This window comes from Neopararhizobium haloflavum (assembly GCF_002750855.1).
Taxonomy (GTDB): Bacteria; Pseudomonadota; Alphaproteobacteria; order Rhizobiales; family Rhizobiaceae; genus Georhizobium; species Georhizobium haloflavum.
The window spans coordinates 394,849-413,130 of the sequence record NZ_NWUC01000001.1 but is presented as its reverse complement, the minus strand read 5'-3'; the positions used below and the strand labels follow the sequence as shown (position 1 = coordinate 413,130).

The following is an 18,282-nucleotide window of genomic DNA, read 5'->3' as shown; positions in this document are numbered from 1 at the left end:
CTGGCTATTGCGCGATCGCAATGCCCGGCCATTTAGCGTGCGATACGGGACCGAGAACGAAAAGGAAAAAGACGATGGTCGACAAAGTGCCGATGACCCAGAGCGGTTATCAAAAGCTCCAGGAGGAGCTGCGCGTTCGTCAGCAGGAAGAGCGCCCGCGCATCATCGAGGCCATCTCGGAGGCCCGCGCCCATGGCGACCTGTCGGAAAATGCGGAATATCACGCCGCAAAGGAAGCGCAGAGCCACAATGAAGGGCGCGTCACCGAGCTTGAAGACCTGTTGGCTCGTGCCGAAGTGATCGACCTGTCCAAGATGTCGGGCGACACCATCAAGTTCGGCGCGACCGTGAAACTGGTCGACGAAGATACGGAAGAGGAAAAGACCTACCAGATCGTCGGCGATCAGGAAGCCGACGTGAAGCAGGGCCGGATTTCGATCTCCTCGCCCATTTCGCGCGCTCTCATTGGCAAGAGCGTGGGCGACTCCATCGAGGTCAACGCGCCCGGCGGATCCAAGGCTTACGAAATCCTCGCCATCAACTGGGGTTGAGACGGCCAGCGCCGTCTCACCTTCCCCGTGCCCGCCGCGCCATCCCTTGTCCACGTCGACGCCGTCGACGTGATCGCGCCCAATTTCAAGCGGCGCCTGTCCGGCGTCACGTCGACGATCATCCAGCTCGTGCCACGCCAGCGCGCGCTTGGCTTGGCAATCGCCACGCTGGGCCCCGGTCTGCCCGACGATCTCCCCCGCATTCGGTTTCGCGACCTGCGGCGCCTCTGGCGGCGACGGGCAGAAGGCCGCCCACGCGTCTGGCACGCCCGGCGCAATGTCGAGATGCTTCCGGCCATCATCCTTCGCGATGTCGCGCGCATGCCGTTGAAGATCGTCTTCACCTCGGCCTCGCAGCGCCAGCATACGCGATGGTCGCGGTTTCTCATTGCACGCATGGACGCCGTCGTTGCGACGAGCCGGAAAACGGCGGCTTACCTCCAGCGTCCCGCAACGATCGTCATGCACGGGATCGACACCGCCCGCTTCCGTCCCGCCGATGAAAAAAGCGCCGCGAAGAAGCGGCTCGGGCTCGAACCCGACAAGCTGCATGTCGGCTGTTTCGGCCGCGTGCGGAGGCAAAAGGGCACCGATCTCTTCGTCGACGCCATGATCGCGTTGTTGCCCGCCAACCCCGATTGGATTGGCATCATCGCGGGCCGCACCACCGCCGAGCATCACGGCTTCGAGCAGGGGTTGCGAGAACGGATCAAGGCTGCCGGCCTTAGCGACCGCATCCGCTTTGTCGGCGAACACACCGATATCGACGCCTGGTATCGTGGACTCGATCTCTTCGTCGCGCCGCAGCGCTGGGAAGGGTTTGGCCTGACGCCGCTGGAGGCGATGGCGACTGGCGTTCCGGTGATCGCAGCCGATGTCGGCGCATTCAGCGAGTTGATCCTGGAGGCCGAGACAGGGACGGTGGTGCCGCCTGACGATCTTGCAGCAATGATCGAGGCAACGGCGCCCTATATGAACGACCACCTAATGCGGCTCGAACGAGGCCGCAGCGGTCTTGAGCATGTCGCACGGAGTTTTCCCCTGGAACGCGAGGCCGCCGCGCTCAATGCCATTTACGCCGAACTGATGGGCAATCCATGACACCCGTCGATACGCTGATCATCGCCAAGGACAGCAAGTACGGCCTGACGCGCGACGGCGAGATTCTTGCCCGAGCGATCGAGGATTGCGGCGGCGGTACGGTCCAGATCGTCGGCCTTCGCGATCGCGGTCTTTTCGAGCGTTTGCTGCGGCGACGACGCGCGCGGAGGGCTATCCATATCGAGCGCGCCTTTCCGCGATGGTTCAGCGCCGCGCAGGAACACATCCTGATCCCCAACCAGGAGCGCTTTCCAAAGCGCCACCTCGGACGGTTGAAACGCATCGACCGGGTTCTGGCCAAAACCCATCACGCCGAGACGATCTTTGCCGGTCTCGGCGTTGAAACCCACTATCTCGGCTTCACGTCCGAAGACCGCCACGATGCCGCGGTGGCAAAGGACTGGGATGCTTTCTTCCATTTGGCCGGCGGCAGCACGGTCAAGGGCACGGAAGATATCCTGGCGCTTTGGGCGGACCATCCGGACTGGCCAACGCTGCATCTGGTACAGAAGGCCGCTCTTGCTCCCAGGGAAATCCCAGCCAACGTCAACCTGATCGCCCGCTACCAGGGCGACGAAACGCTGCGTGTGCTGCAGAACCGCGTCGGCATGCATCTTTGCCCTTCGCGGTCGGAAGGATGGGGGCACCATCTTGTCGAAGCGATGTCGTGCGGCGCGCTCGTGGTCACGACCGACGCGCCCCCGATGAACGAACATATCGACGGCACCAATGGCTGCCTCGTCGCGCCGTGCCGCGATGCGCCGCGCCATCTCGGCACGAACTATTTCGTCGACAAACAAGCTCTGGCCGAAACGATCAGGTCTCTGATCGCTCTTCCGAAAGAGGAAAAGCAACGGTACGGGGAGGCTGCACGCAAGACCTTCCTTGCAACCGACCGTGCGTTTCACAGCCGGGTGCGCGAATTGCTCGGCTAATCCTCAGTTCTCGATTTCGCCGTTCGCGGCGCGATAGTCCTTCGCCTCGGACATGAAGGTGTAGGTCGCCATCATGCGCGCATAGATCAGCCCCGGAATCCCACAGAGGAAATACCGCTTCGCCACATAGAATTTCAGGAAGGTGGCAAAGGGGCTGAAGACGAGTTTGGCCAGCGACGGCGACTTGCCGGCAGCGCGGCGCTGCCGAACCTTCAGCGAGGAATATCGATTGGCCTTCTTCACCTCCTCGGCCAGGGTGATCGCTCTTTCATGCAAAAGCCAACCGGATTTCGCCGGAAGCATTCCACCTTCGACATCGATCTTCTCGTGAATGACGCGGTTCGGATCGTAGCGTCCCCTGCCCTGGCGCGTCATGCGTGGATGGCGCTGCGCGGCGACCATCGGGTGTGCATAGCCATAGCCTGGAAGCCAGTCGCGCTGCCGCACGGTGATCGCCGCGACATCAGCGGGCGCCGTTGCCGCAAGCGCGGTCAGTTCACCCGCAAGATCGGGATCGATCCGTTCGTCGCAATCGACGTTGAGGCACCACGGCTCAGTGGTGCGCTCCAGGGCGAACTGTTTCTGCCGCGCAAAACCCGGCCAGTCATTGTGGTGAAGATCAATCGGAAAGCCGCGCGCCTTGAAGTCCTGGATGAGGTCGAGCGTTCCGTCCGTCGATCCGGCGTCGACGATGACGATCTGGCGGCAGAATGTCAGGCTCTCGAGACATCGCCCGAGCGCGTCGACTTCGTCGAGACATATGATATAGGCCGAGATCGGGCTGGTTTGGTGGTCCATCGAGGGGCAACCGTCATCCAGTTTTTTCAGATTGGGCGCAGATACCACCCTTGGCCACGACTGCAAAGGACATGGAATGACGGATGCGATACGCAGGATCGACGCGGCCTGGCGCCGCATGCGCCGCGGCGCACTGCGCAAGCTGGCGTCCGGCAAGCGGGGCCGCAAGACGCTGATCGACATGATGGACCCTGCTGTCCTCGCCGTGACCCTCGATTGCGGCGACCACCGCCTCTCCTTCTCGCCGCACGAACTGATCGGCCGACGGATTTTCGCCCATGGTGACTTCGATCGCGACAACGTCAGGCAGGTAATCGCGATACTGGCAGAGCGCGGCTTGCTCGATGAGCGGCGCAGGGCCGTCCTCGAGCTCGGCGCCAACATCGGCACGCAGACCGTCTATTTCTGCCTCAGCGAACGCTTCGACAAGATCGTCTCCGTCGAGCCGGACCCGCGCAACCTGATGCTGCTCCGGCGCAATGTCGTCGAGAACGGCTTTGGCGGGCTTGTCGAGATCATCGAGGCGGCCGCCGGCGACAGTGACGGTTCGATCGAGCTTTTCCGAAGCCACGGCAACCACGGCGACAGTTCGATCGTACGCTCGCGTCATGATGCCGGTTCGATCACCGTTCCGATGCGCCGCGTCGACGAGATCGTATCAACGTCGGATATCGGCCCGCAGGAGATCGCGCTTGTCTGGATGGACATCGAAGGCGCCGAGCCGGCGGCCTGCCGCTCCATGGCGGAATTGATGGCGGCCCGCGTGCCGATCATGATGGAGTATTCGCCGCTGATGTATGGAGCAGAGGGTCACGCGGAGTTCCGCGCCTTTCTCGCGTCGTTCTATGACGACGCGATGCTGTTTCGGCGCGGCCAGATCACGCCCATCAAGGTCGCCGACATTCCCGACGGACCCGAACAGTTCGATCTTCTGCTCTTGCCTTGACGGGTCCTCAGACCTCGACCATCCCCTCATCCTTGATCTGGCGTATTGTCAGCATGGTGCGCACCGTGTCGACATTCGGGGCAGCTGTCAGCGTGTCGACCACGAAATCCTGAAAGCTGGAAAGGTCCTTGGCCACGCAGTGCAGCAGGAAATCGCTTTCGCCCGATACCATCCATGCCTCGCGTACGATCGGCCACTCACCGGTCATTGCCGCGAATTGCTTCAGATTGGACTCGGATTGATGGATGAGCCCGACCATGGAAAATGCGACCAGATCGTAACCGAGCGCGTGAGCGTTCAGCAGCGCACGGTAGCCGCGGATGATGCCGGCTTCTTCCAGCTTGCGAACCCGTCTGAGACACGGCGGGGCGGAAATGCCCACGCGTTCGGACAGATCCACATTGGTCATCCGTCCTTCTGCCTGCAACTCGCGCAGGATTTTCATGTCGATCGCGTCAAGGTCCGCGCGAAAAACCATGCTTCCATTCCCTAAGACATAAAATGACGAACGCTGCCATTGCAGCGCAAGGATATTGCTTGAACGAATCCCATGTCACCACCTAGATCATTTCCCGTCTCGACGGAAGCGCTGGCGACACAAGGGTCGCGAAAGCGTGATGGCTGTTGTGCGAAACTGTGCCCTTGGCCTTGAAAGAGGGGGCGGCGCGTTCGTAAATTAGGCGACATGAATTTCCGGGCACTGTCGCCCTCTTTGCTGGAAGGAACTGGCCGATGAGCCCTCGCCATACCCCGGTCCTGATCATCGGCTCCGGTCCGGCCGGATACACCGCCGCGATCTATGCTGCCCGCGCCATGCTGAAGCCGGTGTTGATCGCCGGGATGGAACAGGGCGGCCAGTTGATGATCACCACGGACGTCGAAAACTATCCCGGCTACGCCGATCCCGTTCAGGGGCCGTGGATGATGGAGCAGATGCTCAATCAGGCGATCAACGTGGGCACGGAAATCGTCAACGACCTCGTCGTTGACGTCGACACCACCACTCGCCCGTTCCGCGTCAAGACGGACGGCGGCGTGCTTTTCACGGCCGACGCACTGATCGTCGCCACCGGCGCCAAGGCAAAATGGCTCGGGATCGATACCGAGCAGACCTTCATGGGATTTGGCGTGTCCGCTTGTGCGACATGCGACGGTTTTTTCTACCGCAACAAGGACGTAGTCGTTGTCGGTGGCGGCAACACGGCGGTGGAGGAAGCACTCTATCTTTCCAATCTGGCCAAGACGGTGACGCTGGTCCATCGACGCGACGCGCTGCGCGCCGAACGCATCTTGCAGGAGCGCCTTTTCGCCCGCGACAACGTCAAGGTGGTGTGGAATGCGGTGATCGACGAAATTACCGGCACACCTGCCAAGCCGCCGATGCCGCCGTCCGTTACCGGCGTGCGGCTGAAGGACGCGGAAACGGGAAATGTCACGGACCTTGCGGTCGATGGCGTATTCGTGGCGATCGGCCACGCGCCGGCCGTGGATCTCTTCAAGGGCAAGCTGAAGCAGAAGCCGAACGGATATCTCTGGACCGCCGCGGATTCGACCGCCACCGACGTGCCCGGCATCTTCGCGGCCGGCGACGTCACGGACGATATCTATCGACAGGCCGTCACCGCAGCGGGTATGGGATGCATGGCGGCGCTGGAGGCCGAAAAATATCTGGCCGCTCAGGTCCATGTGGCCGAGGCCGCCGAATAGTCGATCGACGACTGACATGATGCGACTGCGCCGGGGGACGATAAAGACGCATGGTAGCACCATTGGACTGGGACAAGCTGCGGATATTCCATGCCGCGGCGGAAGCGGGCTCGTTCACGCATGCCGCCGAAGCGCTGCATCTGTCGCAGTCCGCCATCAGCCGCCAGGTCAGCGCGCTGGAGCATGAGGTCGGCGTCAAGCTGTTCCATCGCCACGCCCGCGGCCTCATTCTCACCGAGCAGGGCGAGATGCTCTATCACACCGCTCATGACGTGCTGCTGAAACTCGAGACCGTCCGCGCGAGGCTCACGGAGACGAGCAACAAGCCCAGCGGCAAGCTGCGCGTGACCACCACCGTCGGCCTCGGCCAGGGATGGCTTACCGAAAAGGTCCAGGAATTCCTGGAGCTCTATCCCGACATGCAGTTGCAATTGCTCCTCGACAACGAGGAACTCGACGTCAACATGCGCCATGCCGACTGCGCGATCCGACTGCGACAGCCCCAGCAGCCGGATCTGATCCAGCGCAAGCTGTTCACGGTGCATCTGCACGTCTACGCCTCGCCGGCTTATATCAACCGCTTCGGCGAGCCGCACACCTCAGACGACCTCGACGATCATCGCATCATCACGTTCGGAGAGCCCGCACCGGGATACCTGCTCGGCTTGAACTCCCTGGAACTGGCCGGACGCAGCCCCGACAATCCGCGCGTCCCGCATCTTCAGATCAACAATCTTACCTCGGTGAAACGGGCCGTGCAGATGGGCGTCGGCATCGCGATGCTTCCCGACTACATGATCGGCCGGGAAAGCGGACTCGTTCAACTTGCGACGACCACGGAAGTGCCGGCATTCGACACCTACTTCTGCTATCCTGAAGAGATGAAGAACGCAGCTAAGCTCAAGGCATTCCGCGACTTTCTGATATCGAAAGCACGCAACTGGAACTATTGAGGTCAGCGCCGGAATTCCGCGGCAGCGGGCGCATAATTCCTCGTCATGTTGCTTAAATCCTCAGCATGACACCGTCGGCGTCAAATCGAACTCAGTAACGCGCGACAGTGGATCTTGATTCAGCAGACACCGCTGGCTTTCGACGGATTCTCAATTTCACAACGCAAATAACAGAGGAAGATAGGTCATTCGTCATCATCATGCTGGCGGCAACGCTTGATGCAGCAGTTCCTGATATGATGAGAACGCATGGCAGCGTTGCAGAGCAACAACTTGATGAATGCCGGTTAAAGCATCATATCGCCTAAAGCAGATGCACATGGATGACTAATTTCCTCCCACGTCATCGCATCTTGCTGTTCCCCTCTGGAGGTTTTTGACCTTCTAACTAAAAAGGGCCCGGGATTTCCCGTGGCCCTCTTTTTTTTCCGGATGAAATGGTGGGCGACGGCAAGCGCCGCCCGACCCGATCATTCACAGGCTGCACAGAACCGCTGAATCCGCGAGCACGCCTCTTCAAGCAGCTTTTCCGACGTCGCGTAGGAAATGCGGAAGTTGGGCCCAAGGCCGAACGCCGAGCCATGGACGACGGCCACGCCTTCCGTCTCCAGCAGCTCGGTGACGAAATCCTCGTCAGTCTCCATGACCTTGCCGCTCGGCGCCTTCTTGCCGATGAGCCCCGCGCAGGAAGGATAGACGTAGAACGCACCCTCGGGCGATGGGCATTCGATGCCTTTTGCCTGGTTGAGCATCGAAACGACGAGGTCGCGGCGACCTTCGAATACCTTCTTGTTCGCCGGGATGAAGTCCTGTGTGCCGTTCAGCGCTTCCAGGGCCGCCCATTGCGATATCGACGACGCACCGGACGTCTGCTGGCCCTGGATCATGTCCATCGCCTTGATCAGTTCCAGCGGCCCCCCGGCATAGCCAATGCGCCAGCCGGTCATCGCATAGGCCTTGGAAACGCCGTTCATCGTCAAGGTACGATCGTAGAGGCTTGGCTCCACCTGCGCCGGCGTGGTGAACTTGAAGTCGCCATAGACGAGGTGCTCGTACATGTCGTCGGTCAGGATCCAGACGTGTTCATGACGCATCAGGACGTCCGTCAGCCCCTTCAACTCGGCCTCGCTGTAGGCGGCACCGGACGGGTTCGACGGTGAGTTGAAGATGAACCACTTCGTTTTCGGCGTGATCGCCTTCTCGAGCGCCTCCGGCGTCAGCTTGAAGTTGTTTTCCAGCTTGGTCTCGACGAAAACCGGCTCGCCGCCGCAGATCGCCACCATTTCGGGATAGCTGACCCAATAGGGTGCAGGAATGATGACCTCGTCGCCCTTGTTCAACGTCGCCATGAACGCATTGAAAAGGATCTGCTTGCCGCCTGTCCCGACGATCGTCTGGGCCGGCTCGTAGTCCAGTCCGTTCTCGCGCTTGAACTTTGCCGCGATCGCCTTGCGCAGTTCCGGAATGCCTGACACTGGCGTGTATTTCGTCTCGCCGCGCTTGATCGCCTCGATGGCCGCATCCTTGATGTTGTCCGGCGTATCGAAGTCGGGCTCACCGGCGCCGAGGCCGATGACGTCGCGCCCTTGTGCCTTGAGCTCGCGAGCCTTCTGGCTGACGGCGATGGTTGCGGACGGTTTGACGCGGGAAAGAGCGTCGGCGAGAAAGGCCATGTTCACTACTCCAGTCTCGAAGATGATGCGCTCGGCAAGGCGGCGCGCCGTTGGAAATGCGGCACAGATATGTCGAATCACGCTCGTAGATACAAGCCAATTGGCAGGAATCCGTCGATGAAACGCCGTTAACGGCCTAAAAGGCAATTCGTGCCAATGTGGCACGGTTGTGCATCAAGCCCAGGGTCATGTCGACGAACCTGCCACCCAACATCGTCCGTGAAGACGACGGCACCTATGCCGCGATCTATGGACCGTTCGCGCTGCACACGGCGTTTCAGCCGATATTTCGTCAGAACGCCGGCGGAGGGCTGCGCCTTCAGGCGTTCGAGGGACTGATCCGCCCATCGAAAAGCGGCGTCTCCTGCCCGCCCTTCGCGTTGTTCCGCGCGGTATCGCCAGAAGACCGCGGCATGGTGGATGCGCTGTGCCGGCGCCTTCACATGCTCAATATGGGTCAGATGAACCGGCCCGGCGCCGCGCTCTTTCTCAATTTCGACCCCAGTCTCTTTGAGGATGCGCGCACGACGGCACGCGAGGCAGACAGCGTTTGCGACCTCGCCTACCAGATCGGGCTGGCACCGCATCAGGTCGTCTGCGAGATCACCGAAAAAAAGGCGCACAACCGATCGGCGCTGGTGGCGATCGTCGAGGACTTCCGTGAGCGCGGGTTCCGTGTCGCGGTTGACGACTATGGGGCCGCCGAATCCGATATTGATCGCATCGAACTTCTGCGGCCGGACATCGTGAAGTTCGACGGCGAATGGGTCCTTCGCTATATGGAGCATCAGCCGGGGATCGACCTTCTTAAAGAGACCGCCGCGCGGTTCCGTGCCAATGGCATCACCACTCTTTTTGAAGGCTTGGAAGAAAGCTGGCAGGTCGACCTCGCCATATCGATGAAGATCGACCTCTTCCAGGGCTACGCGATCGCCAAGCCACAAATGCTGCCGACAACCTTCGCAACGCTGTTTCCCATTGATCCCGATCCGGAGCCGCGGGTCGCATTGGACGGCGCCAGCCTTGCTTGCCAACACCAGCGCGAGGATGGCCCGGCGCTCGCAGCGATTGCCGCGAGCGTGGCTACCGCTCCCGTGAGGCGCCCCCCGCGCCGCACCTTCGGAAGGCGTGGCGGGTAGCATGTGGAACACCGATGCCCTATCTGCCTGAGTTGTCCACGCCGAGCGGAGCGAAGCATGCTGAAAATCATCGTCCTATCGCTCGGCGCCGTCGTCCTGGCCAGCCTTGCAGCCTTCTTGTTGATCGGTCGCGAGCGAAGCTGGGAGTTGCTGGCTGGTCCGGCAGATCTGGGACGCTATGATTTCGAGGCGGAGGCCCGAAGCGCCACGGCAAACGATGCGCTGGCGTGTGCGCCGGGGCTGTGCCGCACTGCGGACATCGACGTCGCACCTTTTGAAGATGCCCCCTCGGCCGTGATCGAAACCATCATCGCCCGGCTGCGCGAGATGAACCCCCATTTGCGCCGGGTCGACGACGGCGACGATGCCGGATATGCACGGCTTGTCATTCACACGCCGCTGATGCGCTATCCCGATACGGTCGATATCGCCGCCACGCGTTTGCCCGATGGCAGGACGGGCGTGCGGGCCTATTCGCGTTCCAAGATCGGCTCGGGCGACATGGGCGCCAACCGCAAGCGGCTCCGGACGCTTTTCGAGTTCGCTCAGCGCGGCCAGGTCAGCGGCCAACTCTCCGGCCCACCTGCATAATCTCCGTCGCACTCCCCCTTGGCGCGCTCTTCGCGCAGCACCAGGTTGAGCCCGTACTCGTCCTCCTTGATCGCCCAGGCCTGATACCCGCCGCAATCGCCGATCCCGCGCCCCTTGAAGAAACTCGTCAACCTGTCGTCGATTGGCTCATAGCTGATGTTGTAGGCCATTCTCGACGTCGTCGGCCCTTCCTCCGTCATCGTGGGCAACGCCAGGGGCCGGAATTTGCCACTCAGGCCGGAATAAAGAACGTAAGGCTGGTTGTAGGCTCCGCCTGGGCCACACGGCGCACCGATCAGTTCCTGAAGATCGTCTTCCGCGACGACGAACGCACCGATTGCAGCGAACCGATCCGGCTCCATGTGACAGTCGGACTGCTCATCCTCGAAATCTGCCCGTATCTCCGGCGGAAGGTCGGCTACTGCAGTGATCTCACGCACGCGTGCTTCGTCCGGCACCGGGCGATTGCCGACCGTTTCAAGCGCGTCAAGGCGCTGCAGGCGCCCCTGAGCCTCGTCGATGAAAACCAGACCGGCCGTGACGCCGGCAAGTGAGACTTCGATTGCACTGTTCTCCAACCCATCGATTTCGGCCGTCATGCGGATGCCGTCGGTCATCGCAGTGAGCAGGTCTGCTGGCGCTTCGATCGCCGGGATCCGCCACTGCCAACCGTCACTTTCCGTCTGGCCATCTGCAAGCAGGAACGAAAAGGACGCGTCGTCGTCGATCCGCAGGATCAATTCGGCCATCTCCGCGTCCGCGTGGCTCAGCGCTTCACCGAAACCGAGCAGCAAATTCACTGGCGCATCCGGCGCGGAAATACGTTCGATGGCGATGGTTCGCAGCATCGCATCGCCGGCACTGTCGTTGTACTCCAGCGAGCACGTCAGCCCGTTGCTGCATCTGGCCCACCAGTCGCGCACCTCCTTGAAGGTGCCGGCATCGGCCTGCTCGGACCCCAGCCCGACGCACAACATGAGGAGGCTTCCTGATACGGCACGGACAATGGTCATGGCGCGCTCCGGTGTCGGCGGATCATTGATCGCACTATCAACCATTCGAATTTGCCGTAGGCAAGCGCAACTGGTAGCCGGTCGCGCCGAAGGATCGAACAAGACGATGAGGAATAGATGAGCCGCGCCACCGCGAACGGACTGCTTCTGCTTGCCGGAGCGATCTGGGGTATGGGCTTCATCGCCCAGTCCACAGCGATGGCGTCAATCGGACCATTCCTGTTCGTCGGCCTGCGGTTCCTGATCGCCACCCTTGTCACCCTGCCCTTCGCGTTCATCGAAGCAAGCCGCAGCGGCACCGCCGTCGATCGCAACGGCTGGATCGGCTTTGTCTGGATCGGATTGGCGCTCTTTGCCGGCATCATCCTTCAACAGATCGGCCTGCTGACGACCACCGTCACGAATTCGGGGTTCCTGACTGGGCTTTATGTCGTCTTTGTCCCCTTTCTCATGGTGCTGGCGCTGCGCATCGCGCCGCATCCGGTCATATGGCCCGCTTCGGCATTCGCCTTTGCCGGCCTATACCTGCTTAGCGGAGGCGCGATCGTTTCGCTGCGTGCTGGCGATCTGCTGACGATCCTCGCTGCCGGATTCTGGGCGGTCCAGGTCATCCTGATCGCCAAGTTCGGCACGCAGACCGGCCGTCCGATCACGCTCTCAGCCTGTCAATTTGCGATATGTGCTGCGCTGGGCCTTGCGGGGGCGGCGCTGCTCGAACCGATATCGCTGACTGCGGTAGCGGCCGTGCTGCCGGAAATCCTCTATGCCGGAGCGATTGCAAGCGGCCTCGCCTTCACCCTCCAGGCCATCGGCCAGCGCCATACCTCCCCGGCCCTCGCCGCCATCCTCTTGTCGACAGAGGCCTTGTTTGCGGCCTTCTTCGGAGCCTGGTTCCTGGGGGACAGGATCGGATCTCTCGGCTATGCCGGCGGCTTCCTCATCTTTGTGGCAATCGTCGCGGTGGAAGCCCTTCCCGCACTGCAACGACGCAAGGCCGCGCCATCGGCAGAGCGGGCCTGAGCCGCGCCCGTCACGAAAGTTTTCCTTGCCAACCGTAGACAACTCCAGCAATCTTTCCGTGTTCGGGCACGTCGCGAACGCGGAAAGTCGTCCATGGACGCGTTCCGGAGATGCATGGATTCTCCGGGCCAATCGGGCGGGCGCCATGCCTTGAGGCGGCCCCGAGATGACAGGACCTTTCCCACCCCTTTTCGTACGAGCCTGTTCAAGCCCGTTGCGTTGGACGGGTTTTATTCGGTTTGCCGCACGCGTCGCGGCGGCGGCAGGAAAAGGACGTCTTGGAATGCCGGAAAGTGGTACCGTAAAATTCTTCAATGCCGACAAGGGTTTCGGCTTCATAAAACCCGACAAGGGTGGCGCAGACATCTTCGTGCACATCTCCGCGGTTCAGGCCTCCGGACTGACTGAACTGTCGGAAAACCAGAAGGTCAGCTTCGAGACGGAGCCTGATCGCCGCGGCAAAGGGCCGAAGGCGATCAATCTATCGGTCGAAGGCTAACCCGATCGCGCAATGTCTCTTGAGGTCCGCAGGCATTGCGGGCGGGAGCCGTCGCGCGTTTTTTTGGCCGGATGATCCGCCAGTTCCGTCCGTTCACATGCCATTCAGCTAAGCCGCCATATTTTGACGACATTGCTCCAGGCAATCTTTCCGGGGGCTGATGGTCTTCAATCGGGTTTGCGATCCCGCAAGGATGAATGTCATGAAAAAACTGGCAAAAGCAGTCGTTCTTTCCGGCGCCGCTGCGGCGACGGTCCTCGTTTCCATGTCAGCCGCGATGGCTGATCATCGCGGATGGCGCCACCATGGCCGCCCCGTGGTCATCGAACGCCATCACCACAACAACAATGGTGTCGCACTCGGTGTGCTGGGTCTTGCCGCAGGCGCCGTCATTGGCGGTGCGATCGCCGACAGCCGCGCCAACCAGCGTGTCTATGTCGAGCCCCCTCGCCCGACCTACTATCCGCCGGCACCGCGCTACTCGCAGCCGGTCGTCTATGAGAGCCTCGAGCCGTGGTCTGGCGCTTGGTACGACTACTGCTCGGATCGCTACCGCTCGTTCAACGCATCGACCGGCACCTATCGTGGCTATGATGGCCGGGAGCATTTCTGCGTCGCCAATTGATCTGAAATTGGCATCCGAATGCGGGAGGCCGGCCTTCGTGCCGGCCTTTTGCTATCTTGGCGGGCCGGACTGCCCACCCGTTCGGGAATCAAAGTCCAGTCAGGAACGGGTTGGTCCGCCTTTCCTCGCCGATCTGGCCGCCCGGTCCGTGTCCGCACAGAAAACCGAACGTATCCCCGAGCGGCAGCAGCTTGTCGCGAATGGAAGCAAGCAGTTGATCGTGGTTGCCACCAGGCAGGTCCGTGCGGCCAATCGAGCCGCGAAACAGAACGTCGCCGACATGGGCGAATTTGGCTGCATGGTTGACGAAGACGACGTGGCCCGGCGCATGGCCCGGACAGTGCAGAACCTCAAAATCGTGCCCTCCGAAGGAGACCGTTTCGCCCTCGTTCAGCCATCGGTCGGGCGTGCAGTTTCGCACCGCTCCGTCGAGACCGAATTGCTGCGCCTGAACGGCCAATCCCTTGAGCAGGAAATCGTCATCGCGATGGGGACCCACGATGTCCACCCCGAGCGCTTCCTTCAGTTCCATCGCCCCGCCGGCATGGTCGATATGGCCGTGCGTCAGCCAGATGGCCTCGATCGTGATGCCTTGCGTGGTCAGCGCTTCCTTGATCTTCGCCACCTCCCCGCCTGGATCGACGACGACGCCGATCTTGGTTTCAGCGTCGAAAAGGATGGAGCAGTTCTGCTGGAAAGGTGTGACCGGAACGATTCCGGCTTGTAACTGTCCCAAATGGACCTCCTATGCCTGGAGACGGGCGCCGCGTCCTTGGCCGCGCCCGATCTCCGGCATCGCCTATCAGATATGTCCGATAATCGTAAGCACGCACGAGACGGGCGCCGGAAGGCGCCTGCTCGAACTCTGCGCGCCACCAAACAAGGCTTGATTACTCTGCGGCCATCCGCTTGGGCTGCACTTCGGCCATATAGTCGTTCATCAGGTTGCTGGCGATCTCGCCCACGCTGAAACGGTAAGGGCCGACCTCCGATACAGGCGTCACCTCCGCGGCCGTACCGGTGAGGAAGCACTGCTCGAAGCTTTCCAGCTCCTCAGGCATGATTGCCCGCTCAACCACTTCATAGCCCCGACGCTTTGCCAGTTCGATGACCGTGCGGCGGGTGATGCCATCGAGGAAGCAATCGGGCGTTGGTGTATGGAGGACGCCGTCCTTGACGAAGAACACGTTGGCGCCGGTCGCCTCCGCGACCTGACCACGCCAGTCGAGCATCAGGGCGTCGGCATATCCCTTCCTCTCCGCGGCGTGCTTGGAAAGCGTGCAAATCATGTAGAGGCCGGCCGCCTTCGACTTCGATGGCGCGGTGCGCGGATCGGGACGGCGCCACTCGGCCAGATCGAGCCGAATGCCCTTCAGCCGTTCCTCCGGCTTGAAATAGCTCGGCCACTGCCAGATCGCGATGGCGAGATTGATGCGGTTGGCCTGGGCCGAAACACCCATCATCTCCGAACCGCGCCAGGCGATCGGCCGCACATAGGCATCCGCAAAACCCTGCTTCTCCAACAGTTCATTGCATGCCGCGTCGATCTCTTCGACGCTGTAGGGGATCTCGAAGCCGAGAATTTCGGCAGATTTGACCAGCCGCTCGGTGTGTTCGGTCAACTTGAAGATCCGGCCGCCATAGGCCCGCTCGCCCTCGAACACGGCAGACGCATAGTGCAGACCGTGCGTCAGCACGTGCACCTTGGCATCCTTCCAGGCTACGAACTCGCCGTTGAACCAGATATGGCCGTCAAGCTGATCAAAAGGAACGGATGCCATCGTAGTTTCCTCCGCCGACTGGGCGTCTCTTGTGTTTTGAGCTTTGCAGCGCATCTTGCGGGCAGTCGCGAGCGAACACGTCTGCGCAATCCGCGTGGTCGCATCACCGAAACGTAAACCGGAAATGCACCTCAAGGCTAGCAATTCGGTAAAAATATGTCAACATGGCTGACATATTTGCAAGGAACGGAATTCGAAATGCCTGCAGGCGTAACAATCAACCCTTTGACGTCCTCGGCGCTTGAGGACGACGCAATCGATTTCGAGCTTATCGAGCTGCTGTTTTTCGCCTATCGCGACTTCACGTCGGACCCGGATCAGATTCTCGATGGCATCGATTTTGGCCGGGCGCATCACCGCGTGGTGCATTTCGTGGACCGTCAGCCGGGACTGACGGTTGCCGATCTTCTCGACACGCTCAGGATCACGAAGCAGAGCCTTGCAAGGGTGCTCAAGCAGTTGGTTGACACCGGATACATTGACCAGGTCGCCGGTCCCGAGGATCGACGCCAGCGCAAGCTCTACACCACCGAAAAAGGCCACAGGCTCGCCATGGCGCTTGCCGAGCCACAGTCTCGCCGTATCGCCAAGGCACTGGAAGCCGCGGGGCCGGAGAGCAGGCGCACGGTCGCCAGATTTCTTGCCGGGATGGTGGGAAAGACGAGCGTCTAGAGCTACAGGTTTCCAGATGCTATCACTAATATGCGGACCAATCGTCCGCCAGAGAACTGCAGCATGCCCGGCACCCTTGCGTCGGCGCTTTGGGAGAGGACAGGCGTGACAACCGAGACGAAGATCGAACCCTTGTCGGACGATGCCCCGCATTTGCTGGTCGTTGACGACGACACCCGCATCCGGGACCTCCTGAAGCGGTATCTGTCCGAGCACGGCTTCCGCGTGACGACTGCGAGCGAAGCGGCGGAGGCGCGGCGCAAGCTCGAGGGCATAGACTTCGATCTCTTGATCCTGGACGTCATGATGCCCGGCGAAAGCGGGATCGATCTGACGAAGAGCCTGCGAGAGATCAAGGATGTCCCCATTCTCATGCTCACGGCCCTGACGGAGGCCAACAACCGCGTCGAGGGCCTGGAGGCCGGGGCGGACGATTATCTGCCCAAGCCCTTCAATCCGCGCGAATTGGTGCTGCGGGTCAACAACATCCTCAAGCGCGGCGCTCAGCCCTCGACACCCAAGATCGAGCAGGTCGTGTTCGGCCCCTACACGTTCATCATCACCAAGCGGGAACTGAAGCGCGGCGCCGAGCAGATCAGACTGACCGACCGAGAGCAGGAGATCATGGCGCAGTTCGCCGAGCGCGCCGGTGAAACCATTCCGCGCCATGAACTGGTCGGCCTCGATGCCGACGTCGGCGAGCGCACGATCGACGTCCAGATCAATCGCCTTCGCCGCAAGATCGAGACAGATCCCGCCAATCCCATCTGGCTGCAGACTGTGCGGGGCATTGGATATCGCCTGAGCGTCGAATAAGGTTGCCTTTGCGCGCCGAGGGCTGGGAGGGACACGGTCCGCTCACTTGCGCAATCCGGCAAGGACCGATGCAGGGATGACGCCACTCGACACGATCAGACGCGAATACGAGACCTACCCGGCGCGTGGGTGGCGCCGTCTGAGCCGGTGGTTGCGCAAACGGGTTCCGACCGGTCTCTATGCCCGCTCGCTGCTGATCATCATCGTGCCGATGGTGCTGCTGCAATCGGTCATCGCATTCAACTTCATGGAGCGGCACTGGCAAACGGTGACCCAGCGTCTCTCGACGGCCGTGACGCGCGACATCGCGGCCATCATCGACATCATCCAGACCTATCCGCAAGACGACGACCACGCCGCAATCATTCGCATCGCCCGCGAGCGCCTGGCGCTGAATATCGCGATAGAGCCGCCAGGCGACCTGCCGGCGCCGCGGCCCAAGCCGTTCTTTTCCATCCTGGACCGGATTCTCTCTGAAGAGCTGTCCCGACAGGTGCGCCGTCCATTCTGGATCGACACCGTCGGAAACTCCGATCTGGTGGAGGTTCGGATCCAGCTCGATGACGCCATCCTTCGCGTGTTCGCCCGGCGCAGCCAGGCCTACGCCTCCAACACGCACATCTTCCTTCTGTGGATGGTGATCACCTCGCTGGTGCTTCTGGCCATCGCCATTCTCTTTCTGCGCGGCCAGATCCGCCCCATTCTTAAGCTTGCCGAAGCGGCGGAAAGCTTCGGCAAGGGCCAAAAGATGCCGGAGAATTTCCAGCCGCGCGGTGCCGATGAGGTGCGCCGCGCCGGCCAGGCCTTCATCCAGATGCGACAGCGCATCGAACGCCAGATCGAGCAGCGCACAGCGATGCTGTCGGGCGTCAGTCACGATCTGCGGACCATTCTGACCCGCTTCAAGCTGCAACTCGCCTTTCTCGACGATACGCCGGAGGTGCAGAGCCTCAATCAGGATGTCGAGGACATGCAATCCATGCTGGAGGGCTATCTCTCCTTTGCCCGCGGCGAAGCCGAAGAGGACATCGGCCAACTCGACCTTCGCGCGCTGTTCGCAAGGATCGAGGAAGACGCGGCCTTGCTGGAAACGAAGCTGGACATCGCGATAGAGGGCGAACCCTTCGTCAACGTTCGGCCGAACGCATTCTCGCGGCTCGTCAACAACCTGACGTCGAACGGATTTCGCTATGCCGACAGCGTTCGGCTAAAGGCCAGCCACGGGCCGCGCTGGCTGACGATCACCGTGGATGATGACGGGCCGGGCATCCCGGAGAGTGCACGGGAAAACGTGTTCAAGCCATTCTTCCGGCTCGATGAGGCGCGCAATCTCAACGAGAGCGGCACCGGTCTCGGCCTCGCAATCGCCCGCGACATCGCGCGCAGCCACGGCGGTGATGTGACACTGGAAGCAAGCCCGATGGGCGGTTTGCGTGCCATTATCCGGGTGCCGTCCTAGACC

21 protein-coding genes are annotated in these 18,282 nt (G+C 61.4%); 15 read left to right on the top strand and 6 right to left on the bottom strand.

Annotation, left to right across the window (positions count from 1 at the left end; all coding sequences use genetic code 11):
• The first annotated feature begins 74 nt into the window (after positions 1–74).
• From greA to CN673_RS02115, 3 genes are all read left to right on the top strand, one after another.
• Positions 75–551, top strand: a complete 477-nt coding sequence (greA, locus tag CN673_RS02125) for a transcription elongation factor GreA (protein WP_099864577.1) — start codon at positions 75–77, stop codon at positions 549–551.
• A gap of 69 nt (positions 552–620) precedes the next feature.
• On the top strand, positions 621–1,652 hold the full coding sequence (locus CN673_RS02120; protein WP_245409741.1) for a glycosyltransferase family 4 protein: 1,032 nt from the start codon (positions 621–623) through the stop codon (positions 1,650–1,652).
• A complete protein-coding gene (locus CN673_RS02115; protein ID WP_099864575.1) occupies positions 1,649–2,587 on the top strand; it encodes a glycosyltransferase in 939 nt (312 codons plus the stop codon). Before CN673_RS02120 ends, CN673_RS02115 begins: the two co-directional genes overlap by 4 nt.
• Before the next feature lie 3 nt (positions 2,588–2,590).
• On the opposite strand, the gene CN673_RS02110 is transcribed toward CN673_RS02115, so the two are convergent.
• On the bottom strand, positions 2,591–3,385 hold the full coding sequence (locus CN673_RS02110) for a glycosyltransferase family 2 protein (RefSeq protein ID WP_157928761.1): 795 nt from the start codon (positions 3,383–3,385) through the stop codon (positions 2,591–2,593).
• A gap of 76 nt (positions 3,386–3,461) precedes the next feature.
• Between CN673_RS02110 and CN673_RS02105 the strand changes: the two genes are divergently transcribed.
• A complete protein-coding gene (locus CN673_RS02105; protein ID WP_099864572.1) occupies positions 3,462–4,331 on the top strand; it encodes an FkbM family methyltransferase in 870 nt (289 codons plus the stop codon).
• Between the two features lie 7 nt (positions 4,332–4,338).
• Here CN673_RS02105 and CN673_RS02100 read toward each other — a convergent pair whose 3' ends face one another.
• On the bottom strand, positions 4,339–4,809 hold the full coding sequence (locus tag CN673_RS02100) for an Lrp/AsnC family transcriptional regulator (RefSeq protein ID WP_099864569.1): 471 nt from the start codon (positions 4,807–4,809) through the stop codon (positions 4,339–4,341).
• A 254-nt stretch (positions 4,810–5,063) separates the two neighbouring features.
• Here CN673_RS02100 and trxB point away from each other — a divergent pair, with 254 nt between their 5' ends.
• From trxB to CN673_RS20785, 3 genes are all read left to right on the top strand, one after another.
• Complete coding sequence (gene trxB, locus CN673_RS02095) at positions 5,064–6,038, top strand: thioredoxin-disulfide reductase (protein ID WP_099864566.1); 975 nt, start codon at positions 5,064–5,066, stop codon at positions 6,036–6,038.
• Positions 6,039–6,088: 50 nt separating this feature from the next.
• Positions 6,089–6,991 carry a LysR family transcriptional regulator gene (locus CN673_RS02090; RefSeq protein WP_099864564.1) on the top strand — a complete coding sequence of 301 codons (903 nt, stop codon included), beginning with the start codon at positions 6,089–6,091 and terminating at the stop codon, positions 6,989–6,991.
• A gap of 107 nt (positions 6,992–7,098) precedes the next feature.
• On the top strand, positions 7,099–7,299 hold the full coding sequence (locus CN673_RS20785) for a hypothetical protein (protein ID WP_157928760.1): 201 nt from the start codon (positions 7,099–7,101) through the stop codon (positions 7,297–7,299).
• A 162-nt stretch (positions 7,300–7,461) separates the two neighbouring features.
• Here CN673_RS20785 and CN673_RS02085 read toward each other — a convergent pair whose 3' ends face one another.
• On the bottom strand, positions 7,462–8,664 hold the full coding sequence (locus CN673_RS02085) for a pyridoxal phosphate-dependent aminotransferase (protein ID WP_099864561.1): 1,203 nt from the start codon (positions 8,662–8,664) through the stop codon (positions 7,462–7,464).
• A 188-nt stretch (positions 8,665–8,852) separates the two neighbouring features.
• Here CN673_RS02085 and CN673_RS02080 point away from each other — a divergent pair, with 188 nt between their 5' ends.
• Both CN673_RS02080 and CN673_RS02075 read left to right on the top strand, forming a co-directional pair.
• Positions 8,853–9,803 carry an EAL domain-containing protein gene (locus CN673_RS02080; protein ID WP_099864558.1) on the top strand — a complete coding sequence of 317 codons (951 nt, stop codon included), beginning with the start codon at positions 8,853–8,855 and terminating at the stop codon, positions 9,801–9,803.
• Between the two features lie 57 nt (positions 9,804–9,860).
• Positions 9,861–10,394, top strand: a complete 534-nt coding sequence (locus CN673_RS02075; protein WP_099864556.1) for a DUF1499 domain-containing protein — start codon at positions 9,861–9,863, stop codon at positions 10,392–10,394.
• Here CN673_RS02075 and CN673_RS02070 read toward each other — a convergent pair.
• A complete protein-coding gene (locus CN673_RS02070) occupies positions 10,349–11,407 on the bottom strand; it encodes a DUF1176 domain-containing protein (protein WP_157928759.1) in 1,059 nt (352 codons plus the stop codon). The two genes, CN673_RS02075 and CN673_RS02070, sit on opposite strands and share 46 nt — an antisense overlap.
• A 117-nt stretch (positions 11,408–11,524) precedes the next feature.
• On the opposite strand from CN673_RS02070, the gene CN673_RS02065 reads away from it, so the two are divergent.
• From CN673_RS02065 to CN673_RS02055, 3 genes are all read left to right on the top strand, one after another.
• On the top strand, positions 11,525–12,427 hold the full coding sequence (locus CN673_RS02065) for a DMT family transporter (protein ID WP_099864550.1): 903 nt from the start codon (positions 11,525–11,527) through the stop codon (positions 12,425–12,427).
• A 283-nt stretch (positions 12,428–12,710) separates the two neighbouring features.
• Positions 12,711–12,926, top strand: a complete 216-nt coding sequence (locus tag CN673_RS02060; protein ID WP_099865010.1) for a cold-shock protein — start codon at positions 12,711–12,713, stop codon at positions 12,924–12,926.
• A 202-nt stretch (positions 12,927–13,128) separates the two neighbouring features.
• Positions 13,129–13,551 (top strand): BA14K family protein, encoded by a 423-nt coding sequence (locus tag CN673_RS02055; RefSeq protein ID WP_099865009.1) that lies wholly within the window; start codon positions 13,129–13,131, stop codon positions 13,549–13,551.
• Between the two features lie 88 nt (positions 13,552–13,639).
• On the opposite strand, the gene CN673_RS02050 is transcribed toward CN673_RS02055, so the two are convergent.
• Together CN673_RS02050 and CN673_RS02045 are read right to left on the bottom strand one after the other, a co-directional pair.
• Entirely contained in the window at positions 13,640–14,287 is a 648-nt protein-coding gene (locus CN673_RS02050; protein ID WP_099864546.1) for an MBL fold metallo-hydrolase, read from the bottom strand.
• A 154-nt stretch (positions 14,288–14,441) separates the two neighbouring features.
• Complete coding sequence (locus CN673_RS02045) at positions 14,442–15,332, bottom strand: branched-chain amino acid aminotransferase (protein ID WP_099865008.1); 891 nt, start codon at positions 15,330–15,332, stop codon at positions 14,442–14,444.
• Between the two features lie 198 nt (positions 15,333–15,530).
• Between CN673_RS02045 and CN673_RS02040 the strand changes: the two genes are divergently transcribed.
• The 3 genes from CN673_RS02040 to CN673_RS02030 all read left to right on the top strand — a co-directional run bounded on the left by CN673_RS02040 (position 15,531) and on the right by CN673_RS02030 (position 18,279).
• Entirely contained in the window at positions 15,531–16,004 is a 474-nt protein-coding gene (locus CN673_RS02040; RefSeq protein WP_099865007.1) for a MarR family winged helix-turn-helix transcriptional regulator, read from the top strand.
• 105 nt (positions 16,005–16,109) lie between these two features.
• Positions 16,110–16,820, top strand: coding sequence for a response regulator (locus tag CN673_RS02035; protein WP_370852995.1), 711 nt, complete (start codon positions 16,110–16,112; stop codon positions 16,818–16,820).
• A gap of 76 nt (positions 16,821–16,896) precedes the next feature.
• Entirely contained in the window at positions 16,897–18,279 is a 1,383-nt protein-coding gene (locus CN673_RS02030) for an ATP-binding protein (RefSeq protein ID WP_099865006.1), read from the top strand.
• Positions 18,280–18,282 lie beyond the last annotated feature (3 nt).